Below are 14,938 nucleotides of genomic sequence, written 5' to 3' on the forward strand. Positions count from 1 at the left end.
ACTCCGACGGCAGAGGCAGCGGGACTCCGACGGCGGGGGCAGGGCTCCGGCGGGAGGTCAGGTGGCGGCGATGACCCGGGCGGAGACGACCGTACGGCCGAGGCTGTCGAGGGCGACCTGCGGATGCGCCAGATCGTGGTTTCCGCCGCCGACGGGGCCGACCCAGCTCACCGTGACGAAATGCCCGAGAGCCCTGGCCTGCGCCCTGCTACGGGAGACGTCGAACTCCGCTCCCTGCTGGACGAACCCGCTCGTGCCCAGCGCGGACACCAGCGCGTCGGCCGCCCGCCCGTCACTCAGGTTGAACAGGAAGAACTCGCCCGCGACCGTGCCGTCCGAGCTGGTGTAGGAGGCGCGCAGCACCTGGGTGCATCCGTCGGCCGCCACCCCCCACAGCGCCTCGCCGCAGTCGGTCAGCAGGCCGGACGGGCCGCGCGCCATGGTGACCCCGCCGGAGGAGAGCGTCGCGGTGGCGGGCCCGAGCACCTCGGCCTCGGTGAGCGGCCCGGGATCGAGCGCGGCGGTGTCGATGACCGCGTACTGCGCCGAGGTGCGCTCCCCGGCGAAGACCGCGGGCCGCGGGCCGTCGCCGCGCAGGAAGACGAAGGCCGCGGCGGCGGCGAGCGCCACGAGGGCGACCAGGACGGGGATGAGAACGCGGCGAGACATGGTCAACAAGCCTAGGAGGCGCCGGTCAGCGCCACGACCCTCTTGAACAGAGGCTTCTCGGCCGCCCGCACGGTGAGGGCGAGGTTGGCGAAGTCGTCCCTGGGCGAGGGCTCGGCACCGTCGGCGCGCGACAGCCACACCAGCGCGACGTAGTGGCCGAGCGCGTAGGCGCCGCCCTCGGTGTAGGCGTCGGGGGGGAAGGGGGCGAGCGGGCGCACCCAGCCGCCCCTGTGCAGCGACTTCAGCGACTCGACCAGCTCACCCGCGACCTTGGCGTCGTTCAGGTTGAGCAGCGTGAACTGGGCGAGATAGCGGCCGTCCGTGCTGGTGTAGGCGGCTCGCGCGGCCTGGGAGCAGCCCGCGTCGCCGACCTGGGCGATGAGCTCCGCGCCCCAGAGCGCAGCCGAGCAGTCGGTGTCGACGCTCTTCTCGGCCAGCTTGAGCGTGACCTTGTGCGCGCCGGTGAGCGTCTTGCCGGCGAAGAGCTCCTTGGCGGTGACGGGCTGGGCGTCCTTGGCCCGCTCGGCGATGGGCGCGAACACCTTGGGCGAGGCCCACCCCTCGAACTTCTCCGGCCGCGTCCCTTCCGGGCTCAACCCGGCGGCCTGCTGGGTGTCGGACCTCGCGTCCGAGCCCAGCGCGGCGATCACCGTGGTGAGCGTGACGGCCGCGACGAGCACGCCCGCGATGGAAGCGATGATCACCAGCAGGCGCTGCTGCCGTGGCTTCAGCCCCCAGTCGGTGAGGATGGGCAGGTTCCAGTCGGACGCAGGCGTCCTTCGGCGTTTCCTGGTGCTCACAGCCCGCCTGTTCCTCCGATCAGGTTGCCGAGCCCGAAGGTGAGCCCCGCCGCCACGACGCCGACGACGAGCTGGCGCAGGCCCGAGTACCACCAGCTGCGCGCGGTGACGGTGGAGACCAGCGCCCCCGCCGCGAACAGCGCCAGGCAGGACAGCACCGCCGACAGCCACAGGCTCGTGACGCCGAACAGGTAGGGCAGCAGCGGCAGGATCGCGCCCACGCTGAAGGACAGGAACGACGACACCGCCGCGATCTTGGGCGCGGGCAGGTCGGCGGGCGTGACTCCCAGCTCGGCCTGCGCGTGCACCTCCAGCGCCTGGCTCGGATCGAGGGAGATCTGCCTGGCGACCTCGGCGGCCAGCGCCGGGTCGACGCCCTTGTCGATGTAGCCCTGGGCGAGCTCCTCCTGCTCTGCATCCGGGTGCCGCGCGATCTCCCGCCGCTCGACGTCGATCTCGGCGAGGGCCAGCTCGCGCTGGCTGGCCACGGAGACGTACTCGCCCCCTGCCATGGAGAACGCGCCCGCGGCAAGCCCCGCGACGCCGGCGAGCGCGATCACCTTGGTGTCGTCGGTGCCGCCTGCGACACCGGCGATGAGCGCGAAGTTGGACACCAGCCCGTCCATCGCGCCGAAGACCGACGGCCGCAACCATCCGCCGTTGACGTCGCGATGTTCGTGATGGATCTCCGCGCGCCCGCTCATCAGGACTTCTTTTCCTCCGGTACGGCCTGCGCCTGGCCGTCCCCTTCCCCGTCAGGGGTGTTGTCATCCGTGTCGCCGTCGGCGGCCTGCTCGTCACCGGAGGACCCGGCAGGCGACTCGGCGGGAGGTTCGCTGCCGGACTCGGCCGGAGGTTCGCCGCCGGGCTCGGCCGACGGCGTGACGACGATCTCCTCGGTGTCCTTGTTCCTGGTCGCCCAGAAGTAGACCAGCGCCCCGATGAACAGCACGAGCGCGGTCCACTGGTTGATCCGCAGGCCGAGGAAGTGGACGGCGTGGTCGACGCCGCCGACGGGGTCGACCCGCAGCCCTTCGATCCAGAACCTGCCGAGGGTGTAGCCGGCCACGTAGAGCGCGAACAGCCTGCCGTGGCGCAGCGCGAAACGCTTGCCCACCCAGATCAGCACGAAGCCGAGCACGACGTTCCACAGCGACTCGTACAGGAACGTCGGGTGGTACAGGCCGGTGTAGCCCTCGATCGTGCCGGCCTTGCCCGGCTCGATCTCCAGGCCCCACGGCAGCGTCGTGGGGCCGCCGAACAGCTCCTGGTTGAAGTAGTTGCCCCATCTGCCGATGGCCTGGGCGAAGGCGATGCCGGGCGCGACGGTGTCGGCCACCGCGCTCAGCGAAAGGCCCCTCTTGCGGCAGGCCAGCCACACGCCGACGCCGCCGAGCGCGATCGCCCCCCAGATGCCGAGGCCGCCGTTCCAGATGAACAGCGCCTCGTACGGCTCGTTGGGCGCCCGGTCACCGAAGTAGAGCTGCCAGTCGGTGATGACGTGGTAGAGGCGGCCACCGATCAGGCCGAAGATCACCGCGGGAACGGCGATGTCGACGATCGTGCCGGGCGTTCCGCCACGAGCCCGCCAGCGGCGCTCGCTGATCCAGACCGCGACGATGACGCCCAGAACGATGCACAACGCGTAGGCCCTGATCGGGATCGGGCCGAGGTACCAGACCCCCTGGGAGGGGCTGGGAATCGAGGCAAGGGGCATGTCAGTGGAGAGTAGCGGACCCGCGCCTACTTGGCGGCATCAAGAACGGCCTGGCGCAGCTCGGAGGGCACGAAGGCGGTGTTCTGGTCCATCTTCTTGCCGTTGAGCTTGACCGTCGGCGTTCCCGACAGGCTGTTGGCCGCGATGGTCTTGTCGCTGGCCGCGACGTAGGCGTCGGCGTGCTTCTGCGAGGTCACGCAGGTCGCGAAGTCAGGGGCGGTGACGCCCGCCTCCTTGCCCAGCTCGACCAGCTCCGCGGTCTTGAAGCCCTCGACGGTCTCGTCGGGCTGGTTCGCGAAGAGCTTGTCGTGGTAGGCCATCCACTGCTTGCCGTCGGTGACGCAGCGGGCCGCGGCGCCTGCGCGCACGGAGTTTCCCCTGGTGATGCCCCTGTTCATCTGCGGCGGGAAGATCGTGAGCGGGTGGTAGACGACCTTGGCCTTGCCCTCGGCGGCGAGGTTCTTGAACGTCGTGCCGCTGGTCTCCTCCAGCTGCTTGCAGGCGGGGCACTGGAAGTCCTCGTAGATGTCGATGACAGGGGCGGTGACGCCCGCGTTGCCCATCGCCACGGTGCCGTCGCTCTGGAGCGTGACGGGCGCCAGGTTCGCGCTCGCCTGCTCGGACTGGCTCTGGTTGGCCGCGAACAACCAGCCGGCGCCGATCGCCGCCGCGGCGACCACACCGACGCTGATGTAGGTGGCGATGCGCTTGCGCTGCTCCTGCTTCTTCTCGGTCTCACGCTGCGCCTTGATCCTGTCCCGGGCGGACTGCTGCCGCTGGGCCTTACTCATCCTCGTCCCCTTCGAAGTCATCAGTGTCGCCCCCGTGCCTGCCCGCCAGCCCGAGGGCGGCGTCCAGGGCGAAGCGCCCCGGCGGGAAGCGGACGATCCATCCGGCCAGCAGCACCAGGCCGAAGTCGCGGATGATGTCGAGCAGGTAGCTCGGCTCCTCCCACGCCTTGAGCTCGCCGCCGCCGCCGAAGCAGCCGCAGTCGATCCGCAACCCGTTGGCCCACGCCCATGCGATGCCGAAGACGAAGGCCAGCATGAGCAGCCCGCCGACGATCGCCGCCACCCTGGTGAGCAGGCCGACCACCAGCAGCACGCCGACGACGATCTCCACGATCGGCAGGCCGTAACCCACGGTCTGGGCGAGCGCGTCGGGCAGCAGCCGGTAGGCCTTGACCGCCAGGACGGAGTTGTAGATGCTGCCGATCTTCAGGCCGCCGGCCACGATCAGCACTCCGCCCAGCACCAGCCTGGCCAAGGTCGTCACCAAGGGTACCGCCACACTAGCGGTGCGTAGCCGTTGCGACGCGGTCACATGCCTCTCCTCTGTTGTCGCATCTGGAATGCGCACAGTACCTGGATGCCATCTGATCACGTGCCGGATAAGACTCAACTAAGGTCGGCGGCTACGAGGCCGCCGTGTTGCTGAGCGCGGAACTCGCTCGGCGGTAGTCCCGCCCTGCGGGTGAAGATCCTGGTGAAGTAGGCGGGGTCGTCGTATCCGACCCGCCTGGCGATCGCCGCGACAGGCAGCTCCGAACCGGCCAGCAGGTCCTTGGCCCGGTTGAGTCTGATCGACAGCAGGTAGTCCTTGGGGCTGCAGCCCGCCAGGCGGCGCACGACCACGCGCAGGTCGCCGACCGTCATGCCCAGCCGTTTGGCGTGCTCGGCGACGGAGATGGGCAGGCAGGCGTCCCTGGCCAGGCCCGCCAGCACGGGGTCGCCCGCCGCGTCCTCGTCGGCCCTGGCGTGCCGCAGTGTGACGAGGACCTCGTGGACCAGCGCCGAGGTCTCGACCTCCAGGTACGGCCCGCCTCTGCGGATGGCCTGCGCGATGCGGCCGATCGCGTGGGCGGCGGGCTCGGCGGTGGTCAGCGGAGTGACGGGCGTGGCCGCGTCGACGAAGCCGAGGTCCTGGTAGGCGGTGGCGGCGGGTCCTGTGAAGTCGACGAACCACTCGACCCAGCCGGTGTCGTGCGGGGCGTAGTGGTGCTTGACGCCCGGTAGCAGCCAGAGGACCGACGGGGCGACGACCTCGACGGGCAGGCCTCCGGCGTGGGAGAACCAGCCCTTGCCCTGGGTGACGACGACGGCGACGTGGTGGTCGAGCGCGCGGGGGCCGACCGTGGGCAGCCGGCCCTCGAGATGGCCGACGCCGAGACAGACGAGGCCGAGCCTGCGGTGCGCGGGGCCGGGGGTGAGGTAGTGCATCCACCGCCGGAAGTCCTCGGCCATCCCGATCCCCCCTTCCGTCCAACAACTTGACCAGCTTTGTCCATGGTCCCTGAGCTGCGGAATCGGCAAGCTGCTACGCGCGGAATCCTATCTCAAGGGGCAAGATGCGATATTTCACGATAGATGGTGGCGCCTTCCTGCTGGACGGCGAGGAGTTCAGGATCCTGTCGGGAGCCCTGCACTACTTCCGCGTCCTGCCCGAACAGTGGGGCCACCGGCTGAAAACGCTCAGGGCGATGGGTCTCAACACGGTGGAGACCTACGTGCCGTGGGACCTCCACGAGCCCCGCAAGGGAGAGTTCCGCAGGCTGGACGAGCTGGCCGCCTTCCTCGACGCCGCCGCGGACGAGGGCCTGCTGGCGATCGTCAGGCCCGGCCCCTACATCTGCGCGGAGTGGGACAACGGCGGTCTGCCCTCGTGGCTGACCGCCGAGCTGGGCCCGAGGGTGCGCACCCGCGACGCCGAGTACCTGTCCCACGTCGAGCGCTTCTTCGACGAGGTCGTCCCGCTGATCGCTGACCGGCAGGTCACCAGGGGCGGCAACGTGATCATGGTGCAGGTCGAGAACGAGTACGGCTCCTACGGCAGCGACGCGGTCTACCTGCGCCACCTGGCCGACGACCTGATCGCGCACGGCGTCGACGTGCCCCTGTTCACCTCCGACGGCGCCGGCGACTTCTACCTCACCGGCGGCACCGTCCCCGGCGTGCTGGCGACCGTGAACTTCGGCTCGGAACCCGAGGCCGCCTTCGCCAAGCTGCGCGAGCACCGCCCGGACGATCCGCTGATGTGCATGGAGTTCTGGTGCGGGTGGTTCGACCACTGGGGGCACGGGCACGTGACCCGCGACGCCGCCGACGCGGCCGACAGCCTGGAGCGGATCCTTGCCGCGGGCGCGTCCGTGAACCTGTACATGGCGCACGGCGGCACCAACTTCGGCACCACCGCGGGCGCGAACAGGGTCGGCGAGCTGGCCGACGGCGAGTACCGGCCCACCACCACCTCCTACGACTACGACGCTCCGATCGACGAGCGCGGCGCGCCGACGGAGAAGTTCTGGCGCTTCCGCGAGATCCTGTCCCGCTACAACCCCTCGCCGCCCGACGTTCCCGAGCTGCCGCCGTCCCTGCCGCCCTCGGTGGTGCCGCTGGTGGAGTCGGCGGCGCTGCGCGACGTGCTCGACCAGGTGGCGGGACCCTCGGTGACCTCTCCCCTGCCGCCGTCGTTCGAGGATCTCGGCCTGGTCCACGGCCTGGCGCTGTACCAGGTCGAGGTGCCGGGGCCGCGCGGGCCGTACCGGCTGCGGGTAGGCGGAGTGCACGACCGCGCCCACCTGTACGTGGACGGCGAGCTGGCGGCGGTGCTGGAGCGCGGCGGCGAGGAGCCGGTGCTGGAGGTGCCGGGCCCTGCCAGTCTGGAGCTGCTGGTCGAGTCGATGGGCAGGACCAACTACGGGCCCGCGCTCGGCGAGCGGAAGGGGCTGATGGCGCCGCTCATGCACGACAGGCAGTACCTGCACGGCGTGACGGCCAGGCCGATCCCGCTGCAGGAGCTGCCGGCCCTGCCGTACGAGGAGGGGCCGGCCGCCCCGGTGCCCGCCTTCTTCCGCGGCACGCTGGCGGTGGCCGAGCCCGGCGACGGCTTCCTCGCGCTGCCCGGGTGGGGCAAGGGCTACGTGTGGGTGAACGGCTTCCTGCTCGGCCGCTACTGGGACAGGGGCCCGCAGCACACGCTGTACCTGCCGTGGCCGCTGCTGCGGGCCGGCGAGAACGAGGTGGTGATCCTGGAGCTGGACCACGCGGGCTCCCCTGAACTCCTCGTGCGCGCCGAACCCGAACTCGGCTGACCGCCCTCCGCCGTCCGGCACGGCACGCAGTCCTCGCCGAAGCCGTCATAGGCCGGCTGGAGACGGAGAACGGCCCCGGAGTCACCTCCGGGGCCGTTCTCCGTCGGGACACCGTCAGTGGCAGGAGAGCCTGGCGTCACCCCAGTCGGCGTGATCGTTGCCGTTGCCGTCGCCTCCGTCGGCGACGCGGAGCTGGACGTTCCTGGCGCCGGTGAGGTCGGCCGTCAGCTCGTAGGCGGCGTCGGCGGCCTTGAGGACGGGGCTCTGCGCCACCACCCTGCCGTCGGCCACGACCGAGAACTGCACCGAGCCGCGCGTCGCCTGCACGTCGTCGACACCGACCGAAGCGGACAGGGCCGTGCACCGCGCGCCGAGGAAGTACGTGATCGACGCGGGGGCGTGCGTGCCCAGGCCCTTGGCGAAGACCTTCCCGCCGATCGTGATCGGCCTGCCGTCGCCCTGCCCCTGCTCGCCGTTGGACTGGTCGCGCTCGACGGGCCCCCAGCCGTTGACGGCCGAGGTCCAGTCGATGTCGCTGACGTACACATCGCCGGTGGGCGGCGGCGGCATCGTCCGGACGGCCGCGCCCGCCTCCAGCGTCTTGGTCACCCCGCCCACCTCGTAGGTGAGCGTGGCCTTCAGCTGGTAGGGCTGGTAGGGCGCGTCGACGGGCGGCGTCACCTTCCACGTGGTGGACAGCTGCTGCCCGGGGTCGACGGAGGGCGCGCCGCCCTCGCCCGTGACCGTCCAGCCCTGCGGGGCGTCCAGCCGTACCGAGACGTTCCGCGCGGCCGCGTCCTCCAGGTTGGCGAACACGGTCGTCACGTCGTTGGGCAGTCCCGGCTCCAGCGTCTCGGCGGCGGGCCGCACCGCCAGCGAGGCGCACGCGAGCTGGTCCTGAGCCGGTCCGAGATCGGTGACGGAGAAGTCGTCGAGGACGAAGTCGGCGCCGTCCCTTTCCGCCTGCAACGAGCGCAGGCCCACCCAGACCTCGCCGCAGCCCGCGACGACCCGCTCGGTGAACGTGGCGGTGGCGAGCTTCTGCTCCAGCGGGGTCTGGCGCAGCTCGACCGACTGGCCCGCCTTGTCGTAGCCGGTCACCCACGCGAAGGTGTTCGGCAGGGCGTTCTGGTAGCGGAAGGACACCTCGTAGGCGTGTCCCTGCTCGAACCTGGCCGTCCACGGGACGGTCCGGTAGACCAGGCCCCTGCGTTCCTCGTGCGCCTTCAGCGACTCCTGGCCGCCGATGACGTCGTCGACGGCCTTGCCGTTCCATCCTGCCTGGGTGTACGGGGCGTTCTTCTGCGCGATGTGGGTACGCGGGTCGGTGCTGCCGCCCGCGTCGCCCTTCACGAACGGGCCCCAGCCCTGGTCGACGTGCTCGAAGTCCTCGACCTTGCCGGCGGGTTCGGTCCGCACCAGCCGTACGTCGTCGACGCGCACGGCGGCCTCGCCCGCCTCGGCGGTGAGGCGGACGGTCGCCTTGTCCTTGGGCGCGGTGAAGACCACCTTGACCCGCTGGAAGTAGGTGTCGTGCTTCTCGTCCGCGGCGACGTGGTTCTTCACCGTCGAGCGGTCGAGGAAGGCGGCGGCGTTCAGCCCGCGGGCCCCGTCCACGCTCAGCGTGGTGCGCCGGGACTTGCCCGGCTCGACCTCGACCCAGGCCGAGAGGCTGTAGGTGGCGCCGGGGGTCAGTCCCTTGAGGCGCTGCGCCAGCTCCGCCCGCTGCCCGGCGCCGAGGAGCGCGACCCGCTGGCCCGTGGCGGTGGTCTCGACGCTCACCGCGCCGCCGGTCTCCCACCCGTCCATCGAGTCGCCGTTGAAGCCGGGGTCGGCGATCCCGCCGGCCTCACCCCACCGCGGCTTGACCTGCTTGGGCGCCTTGCCGGGGTAGAGCACGTACGGCACGCCGGCCTCCGCCTGCAGCGTGATCTTCCCGTTGACCGGGACGACCGTGCCGGCCTCCACCCTGCCCTGGGTGGTGAGCTTGTAGACGCGCATCTCTGTGGTGGCGTCCCACGTGGTCGCCCCGCCCGCCGGGTTGTAGTGGTAGTACTTGCCGTCCCACGGGAGCAGGTACGTGCCGCCGTCGATCACCTTGGCGTCGCCCGCGTAGACCTCGCGCTTGCCGTTCACGACGGTGCCGCGCACTCCGTCGCCGAAGACGATGCCGTCGGCGTTCCAGTCCATGATCGGGAAGTGCTGGAGGTACTTGGCGGGGAGGTTGTTCTCCCAGATGTTGCGGTAGAAGGCGGCCCAGTCGATCTCGCCCGTCCAGCCCTCGAACTCCTCGATACGGGCGTTGCCCAGGATGGGGTGGCTGTTCCAGACGTCCTTCTCCTGGTTGCGGATGAAGCGGATGATCTGGGAGTTGAGCCCCTTGTTGGTGGCGCCGCCGTAGTTGAGGTCGGCGGCCCAGTGCGACCACAGGGAGGCGCGCTCCAGCTTGTCGGCCCACTCGCTGGCGACCTGCCAGCCCTGCTCGCGCAGCTCGGCGAGCGTGCGGTCGGCCACCCAGCCGTGGGTGTAGTAGACGTCGAGGTAGACCAGCGCGAGGTTGCGGTCGGTCTCCTCCCGCAGCTGCCTGAACCGCTTGGCCAGGTTGCCGGTGGCCAGGTCGGTGCGCTGGTCGATGTAGTACGACTGGCCGAGCCAGTCCCAGCCCCTGGCGTTCTCGTCCACGAGCTTCTCGTCGAACGCCTTCGCCTCGGCGTAGGCCTCGGTGGCGTTGACGTGGACGCCGAAGGAGGCGTTCCAGTCCTTGCCCGCGCGCAGCAGCGTGTTGAGGTCCTTCAGCCCTCCCGCGCGCTTGTTGTGGTTGCCGCCGTAGTCGGGGTGGGCCGAGTCGTGCCCCTCCGACTGGTAGCCCTTGAGGATGGCCAGCTGGCCGAGCCCGTCGGTGGCCAGGGAGATGCGCTTGACGTCGTCCAGCGTGCGCAGGAACGGGTGGGTGGCCTGGCTGGCGAAGTTGAACGGGATGTGGGTCACCACGCGCTCGCGGGTCTGGTCGGCGCCGACCGGTTGGAGGCCGATCCGGCGGAAGGCGACCGCGCCGTCCTGCCAGTCCACGCCGCCGTCGCCGTTGGCGTCGGGCGTGACGATCACCTTGGCCCAAGGCAGCTCCTCGGTGAACGGCGCGCCCGAGGCCCGGTAGGTCCACTGGCCGCTCCACACCCCGACCGCGACCCTGCCCGCCGCGTCCTTGCGGGCCTGGTGCCAGAATCTGGCCGCGTCCGTGTTGGTGGCGCCCGAGGGCCGGTCGAAGCTGGAGTTCGACTCGATCGCCGCCGCGAGCTCGCCGGTGTTGACGATCGCGTAGGTCGCTCCCACGGGCGCCGCCTCGGCCGGTGTGACGGCGGTGACCTGCGCGAACCTGTCGGCGGTGCGGGTGGAGTCGGGGTCCAGCCTGGTGAAGGCGGTGGCCGCGCCCTGCTGGTCACTGGCCACCGACACCAGGTCGTGGCCGGGAATGTCGATCGTGCCGACCCTGAAGGCCTCGGTGTCCTTGACCTCGTCGATCCTGAACGTCGTCGTCCTGCCGTCCAGCGCGATGCTGGCGTTCAACTCCACACCGGGCAGCGCGTCGAAGGTCAGCCGGTAGCCGGCCCTCGCCGCGTCGCCTCCCGTGGAGACGCCCTTGACCGGGTACGGCTTGCCGTTCAGCACCACGTCCGTCACCGGTGCGGACGAGCCGCCCAGCCTGGCGCCGCCAGGGGCGGTGTAGCTCAGCACGCGGGGGAAGTCGCCGGCCACGGCCACCGTGAGCTCGGGCGAGGTGAGGGTGATCGTCTCCTCCGCGGCGGCCGCGGGGGAGAGCGCTAATCCTGACAGCGTGAGGCCGCCTGCGAGGGCAGCCGACAGCAGACGCATGGGCATCGCTCCTGCGTTGTAGGGGGGATGGGGGATCAGAGCTTGACGCCGCCCGCGGCGAGATCGGCCTTCCAGAACCGCTGCAGGCCGACGAAGGCGAGGATGACGGGGATGACGGACACGAAGGCGCCGGTGATGACCATGTCGCGGTAGAAGCCGTAGCGCAGGCTGTTCCACTTGACCAGGCCGAGCGTGATCGGCCACAGCGACTCGTCGTTCAGCACGATCATCGGGAGGAAGAAGTTATTCCAGATCGCCACGAACTGGAACAGGAAGAGCGTGACCAGGGCGGGCGCCATCAGCCGGACGGCCACGGTGAAGAAGATGCGCAGCTCCCCCGCGCCGTCCAGCCGCCCCGCCTCCAGGAGCTCGCCGGGCACCGCCGCGTCCGCGTAGACCCTCGCGAGGTAGACGCCGAACGGGCTGACCATGCTCGGCAGCAGCACGCCCCACATGCTGTTGAGCAGCCCGATCTGGGTGAGCAGCAGGTAGAGCGGCAGGCCGAGCAGCGGGATCGGGATGAGCACCGCGAACATGATCGTGGCGAAGACGGCGCCGCGCCCCCTGAAGGGGTACTTCGACAGCGCGTAACCCGCCATGGCCGAGACCACGGTGGCGCCCAGCGCGCCGCCGACGGAGTAGACGACCGTGTTCAGCAGCCAGCGCGGGTAGACGCCGCCGTCCTGCTCCATCAACCTGCCCAGGTTGGTGCCGAGGTTGATGTCGCCGAACCACAACGCGGGCGTGTCGAACAGGTCGCCGCCTGACTTGGTGGCCGAGACCAGCAGCCACCAGATCGGCAGCAGGATGTAGACGGCGACGAGGAACATGAACGCCGTGGTCAGCGTGCGGGAGCGCACGGTCGGTCTCATCGGTTCACTCCTCGGGCGGTCAGCCAGGCCGAAAGGCGGATGAACAGGTAGGACAGGCCCGCCGCGATCACCGCGAGCGTGAGCGCGATGGCCGTGCCCTGGCCGTAGTCGTTGTTGTCGAGGGCGACCTGCAGCGACCTCATCAGCGGCGTGTAGTCCTTGCCGACCGAGGGGGTGATCCTGCTGATCACCATCGGCTCGTTGAACAGCTGCAGGGTGCCGATGATCGAGAAGACGCCGGTGAGCACCAGTGAAGGGCGCACCAGCGGCACCTTGACGTACCAGGCGGTCTTCCAGCCGCCCGCGCCGTCCAGCTCGGCCGCCTCGTACAGCGAGCTCGGGATCGACTGCAGCGCCGCGTAGATGACCAGCATGTTGAAGCCGACCCACGTCCAGGTGACGATGTTGGCCATCGACCACAGCACCAGGTTGTCCGACAGCAGGTCGAAGGGCAGCAGGTCGGCCAGCGGGGAGATGTCGGGGGTGTACAGGAACGACCAGACGATGGCGGCGATCACGCCGGGCACCGCGTACGGCAGGAAGTACGTCAGGCGGAAGAAGCGTTTGAACCTGGCGCTCGCGCTGTCGAGCAGGAGGGCGAGCACCAGGGCGAGGCCCAGCATGATCGGTACCTGGACGACGCCGAACAGCAGCAGCCTGCCGACGCCCCTGACGAAGCCGCCGTCGGCGAAGACGGCGGTGAAGTTGTCCAGCCCCGAGAAGACCCGCTCGGGTGTGCCGAACCCGAGCCCCGAGCGCTTCACCCGGTAGAAGCTCTCGTTGATCGCGTAGCCGATCGGGACCAGGAAGAAGACGACGAACAGCACCGAGAACGGCAGCAGGAAGACGAACGCCGCCCTGTTGCTGGTCGGCCTGGCCCTCCTCCTGCGCGGCGGGGCGGCGCGGGTCTCTTCGGCTTCGAGCTGGATTGTTGCCATCGGTCCTCCACGTCGCCGTCCGGCGGGGACGGTGACGGTCACACGGTCGGAGATGCGGGGGTCGTGCTCTTCGCTCTTGCGGATGGCCGGGCCCACGGCCTTGTCGTCAGGCCCAGGCCCCGGCTACGCGGGGTTCGGTGTCGCCGGGCCCGGCGGCCGGACGGTCGCCCGGCGATCCGAGGTGGTCCGGGCTCCGCCGGAGTTCCCCGGGGATCCTCCTCGGGGAGTTCCACCTGCTCCGAGTCCCGAAGGGGTCCTGGGCTGGAGCCCGGCGTGCTGGGTCGGCCCCGGGTTCAGGCCGGAAGCCCAGAGGTGCAGAGCCGGAACCCCGGGGTGCCGGGGCCCTACCCCGGGGTGCCGGCCCAGAGCTGGGGTGCTGGGGTGCTGGGGTGCTGGGGTGCTGGGGTGCTGGGGTGCTGGGGTGCCGGACCCTACCCCGGCGTGTCCGGGCCGGAGCCGGTGGTCCGTGGCCCTGCCCCGGCGCCCGAAGGTCAGGGGGCCACGGTCAGGCCCTTGTCCTTCAGGGAGGCGACCGCCTTCTCCTGGATGGTCGTGAGCGCCGAGCCCAGCGTGCCGCCCTTGCCGTTGGCCGCCTTCGCGAACTCCTCGCCGAAGACCGCGTTCACCGCCGGCATCGTCGGTCCCCACCCGAAGTCCGGGTTGACGTTCTTGCTGGCCTCGGCGAACGTCTGGAAGACCTTCTGGTCGCCGTAGAAGGGCCGGCCCGCGTTCATGTTCGGCAGCGAGCCGCCGTCCACGGTCACGGGGAACAGGCCGCCCTTGGCGATGAGGTCGTTGAACGCGGTGGCGTCGGTCGACATCCAGGCGGCGAAGTCGACCGCCTCCTTGATGTGGCCGCAGCCCTTCAGCACCGCGTTCGGCGAGCCGCCGGCGTTGCCCACGGCGGGGCCGGCCGTGTCCCACACCGGCATCGGCGCGACCGCCCACTTGCCCTTGGTCTTGGGAACGGAGTCCTCGAGCACCTTGGACATCCAGACGGCGCCGACGACCGTGGCGCTCCTGCCGTCGGCGTAGTTCTTCCACATGGCGTCCGACCAGCCCGGCAGCACGTCGACGACCTTCTTGTCGATCAGGCTCTGCCAGTAGTCGGCGACCTTGACCGTGGCGGGGTCGTTCATCTTGACCTGCCACGCGTCGCCCTCGATGCCGAACCACTTGGCGCCGGCCTGCTGGGCGTAGCCGGCGAACAGGTACATGTCGTCGGGGGTGAAGGTGGTGATGGAGACGTCGGGGTCGGCCTTGCGCAGCTTCTCCCCTGCGGCGGCGAACTCGTCCCAGGTCTTCGGCACCTCGATGCCGTGCTTGTCGAAGATGTCCTTGCGATAGAACAGGCCCATCGGTCCCGAGTCGACGGGGACGCCGAACTGCTTGCCGCCGAAGGTGACCGTCTTGAGCGTCCACGGCTCGAACCTGGCGTTGTACGGCTGCGCCTGGGCGGTGATGTCCTCGAGCGCGCCCTCGACCAGGAAGCTGGGCAGCGTCTCCGCGCCCACCTGGGCCAGGCACGGCGCGTTGCCCGCCTTCACGGCGGCGAGCATGCGCTGGTAGCCGCCCTGCGAGCCCGGCTGCGTCTGGGTGAACTTCACCTGGACGTCGGGGTGGGCCGCGTTCCACGCCTTGGTGGCGTCCTCGTAGCCCGGCGCCCAGCCCCAGAACTCCAGCGTCACGGGTCCGCCCGCGGCCGCCGTCGACGCGGCGGCGGAGGGAGCCGCCGAGCTCGTGGGTCCCGCCTGGCTGCCGCACGCGGCCACCAGCGACACACAGACCAGCGCTCCGGTGGCGCCCAGGATCGTCCTTGACTTGCCCATCGTCTTTCCCTCCAGGCCACGCGGGTGCACAGCCCGCGTCCGATGCCCGTAACCATGGCCCGCGTGCCGCGCGGCGGCCATGGACAAACGATGAGCAGCCCTTGTACTTACGTGCTCACAGGACGGCGATATCGCACAGAAACAGAAACGCGG

12 protein-coding genes are annotated in these 14,938 nt (G+C 70.5%); 1 reads left to right on the forward strand and 11 read right to left on the reverse strand.

Translation table 11 applies throughout. From position 1 onward, the window contains the following. Positions 1 to 57: 57 nt before the first annotated feature. From ACFSKW_RS40255 to ACFSKW_RS40285, 7 genes are all read right to left on the reverse strand, one after another. On the reverse strand, positions 58 to 669 hold the full coding sequence (locus tag ACFSKW_RS40255; RefSeq protein ID WP_379579158.1) for a hypothetical protein: 612 nt from the start codon (positions 667 to 669) through the stop codon (positions 58 to 60). 11 nt (positions 670 to 680) lie between these two features. Beyond that, entirely contained in the window at positions 681 to 1,469 is a 789-nt protein-coding gene (locus tag ACFSKW_RS40260) for a hypothetical protein (RefSeq protein WP_379579160.1), read from the reverse strand. Further along, positions 1,466 to 2,173 (reverse strand): VIT1/CCC1 transporter family protein, encoded by a 708-nt coding sequence (locus tag ACFSKW_RS40265; protein ID WP_379579162.1) that lies wholly within the window; start codon positions 2,171 to 2,173, stop codon positions 1,466 to 1,468. The genes ACFSKW_RS40260 and ACFSKW_RS40265 overlap by 4 nt, the downstream gene beginning before the upstream one ends. Continuing rightward, positions 2,173 to 3,186: a prolipoprotein diacylglyceryl transferase gene (lgt, locus tag ACFSKW_RS40270; protein WP_379579164.1), complete on the reverse strand. Its 1,014-nt coding sequence runs from the start codon at positions 3,184 to 3,186 to the stop codon at positions 2,173 to 2,175. The genes ACFSKW_RS40265 and lgt overlap by 1 nt, the downstream gene beginning before the upstream one ends. A 26-nt stretch (positions 3,187 to 3,212) precedes the next feature. Next, positions 3,213 to 3,977, reverse strand: a complete 765-nt coding sequence (locus ACFSKW_RS40275; RefSeq protein WP_379579167.1) for a DsbA family protein — start codon at positions 3,975 to 3,977, stop codon at positions 3,213 to 3,215. Then, positions 3,970 to 4,461, reverse strand: coding sequence for a MauE/DoxX family redox-associated membrane protein (locus ACFSKW_RS40280; RefSeq protein ID WP_379580247.1), 492 nt, complete (start codon positions 4,459 to 4,461; stop codon positions 3,970 to 3,972). Before ACFSKW_RS40280 ends, ACFSKW_RS40275 begins: the two co-directional genes overlap by 8 nt. 122 nt (positions 4,462 to 4,583) lie before the next feature. Continuing rightward, positions 4,584 to 5,429 (reverse strand): helix-turn-helix transcriptional regulator, encoded by an 846-nt coding sequence (locus tag ACFSKW_RS40285; RefSeq protein ID WP_379579168.1) that lies wholly within the window; start codon positions 5,427 to 5,429, stop codon positions 4,584 to 4,586. Positions 5,430 to 5,533: 104 nt separating this feature from the next. Here ACFSKW_RS40285 and ACFSKW_RS40290 point away from each other — a divergent pair, with 104 nt between their 5' ends. Then, positions 5,534 to 7,276, forward strand: a complete 1,743-nt coding sequence (locus ACFSKW_RS40290; RefSeq protein ID WP_379579170.1) for a glycoside hydrolase family 35 protein — start codon at positions 5,534 to 5,536, stop codon at positions 7,274 to 7,276. A gap of 114 nt (positions 7,277 to 7,390) precedes the next feature. Here ACFSKW_RS40290 and ACFSKW_RS40295 read toward each other — a convergent pair whose 3' ends face one another. The 4 genes from ACFSKW_RS40295 to ACFSKW_RS40310 all read right to left on the reverse strand — a co-directional run bounded on the left by ACFSKW_RS40295 (position 7,391) and on the right by ACFSKW_RS40310 (position 14,785). Continuing rightward, positions 7,391 to 11,146, reverse strand: coding sequence for an endo-alpha-N-acetylgalactosaminidase family protein (locus ACFSKW_RS40295; RefSeq protein ID WP_379579172.1), 3,756 nt, complete (start codon positions 11,144 to 11,146; stop codon positions 7,391 to 7,393). A 35-nt stretch (positions 11,147 to 11,181) separates the two neighbouring features. Then, complete coding sequence (locus tag ACFSKW_RS40300; RefSeq protein ID WP_379579174.1) at positions 11,182 to 12,018, reverse strand: carbohydrate ABC transporter permease; 837 nt, start codon at positions 12,016 to 12,018, stop codon at positions 11,182 to 11,184. Next, on the reverse strand, positions 12,015 to 12,956 hold the full coding sequence (locus tag ACFSKW_RS40305; RefSeq protein ID WP_379579176.1) for a carbohydrate ABC transporter permease: 942 nt from the start codon (positions 12,954 to 12,956) through the stop codon (positions 12,015 to 12,017). The genes ACFSKW_RS40300 and ACFSKW_RS40305 overlap by 4 nt, the downstream gene beginning before the upstream one ends. Positions 12,957 to 13,447: 491 nt before the next feature. Beyond that, positions 13,448 to 14,785, reverse strand: coding sequence for an ABC transporter substrate-binding protein (locus ACFSKW_RS40310; RefSeq protein ID WP_379579178.1), 1,338 nt, complete (start codon positions 14,783 to 14,785; stop codon positions 13,448 to 13,450). Positions 14,786 to 14,938 lie beyond the last annotated feature (153 nt).

Origin of the sequence: Nonomuraea mangrovi (assembly GCF_042681425.1) — a bacterium.
In the GTDB taxonomy this organism is placed as follows: Bacteria; Actinomycetota; Actinomycetes; order Streptosporangiales; family Streptosporangiaceae; genus Nonomuraea; species Nonomuraea mangrovi.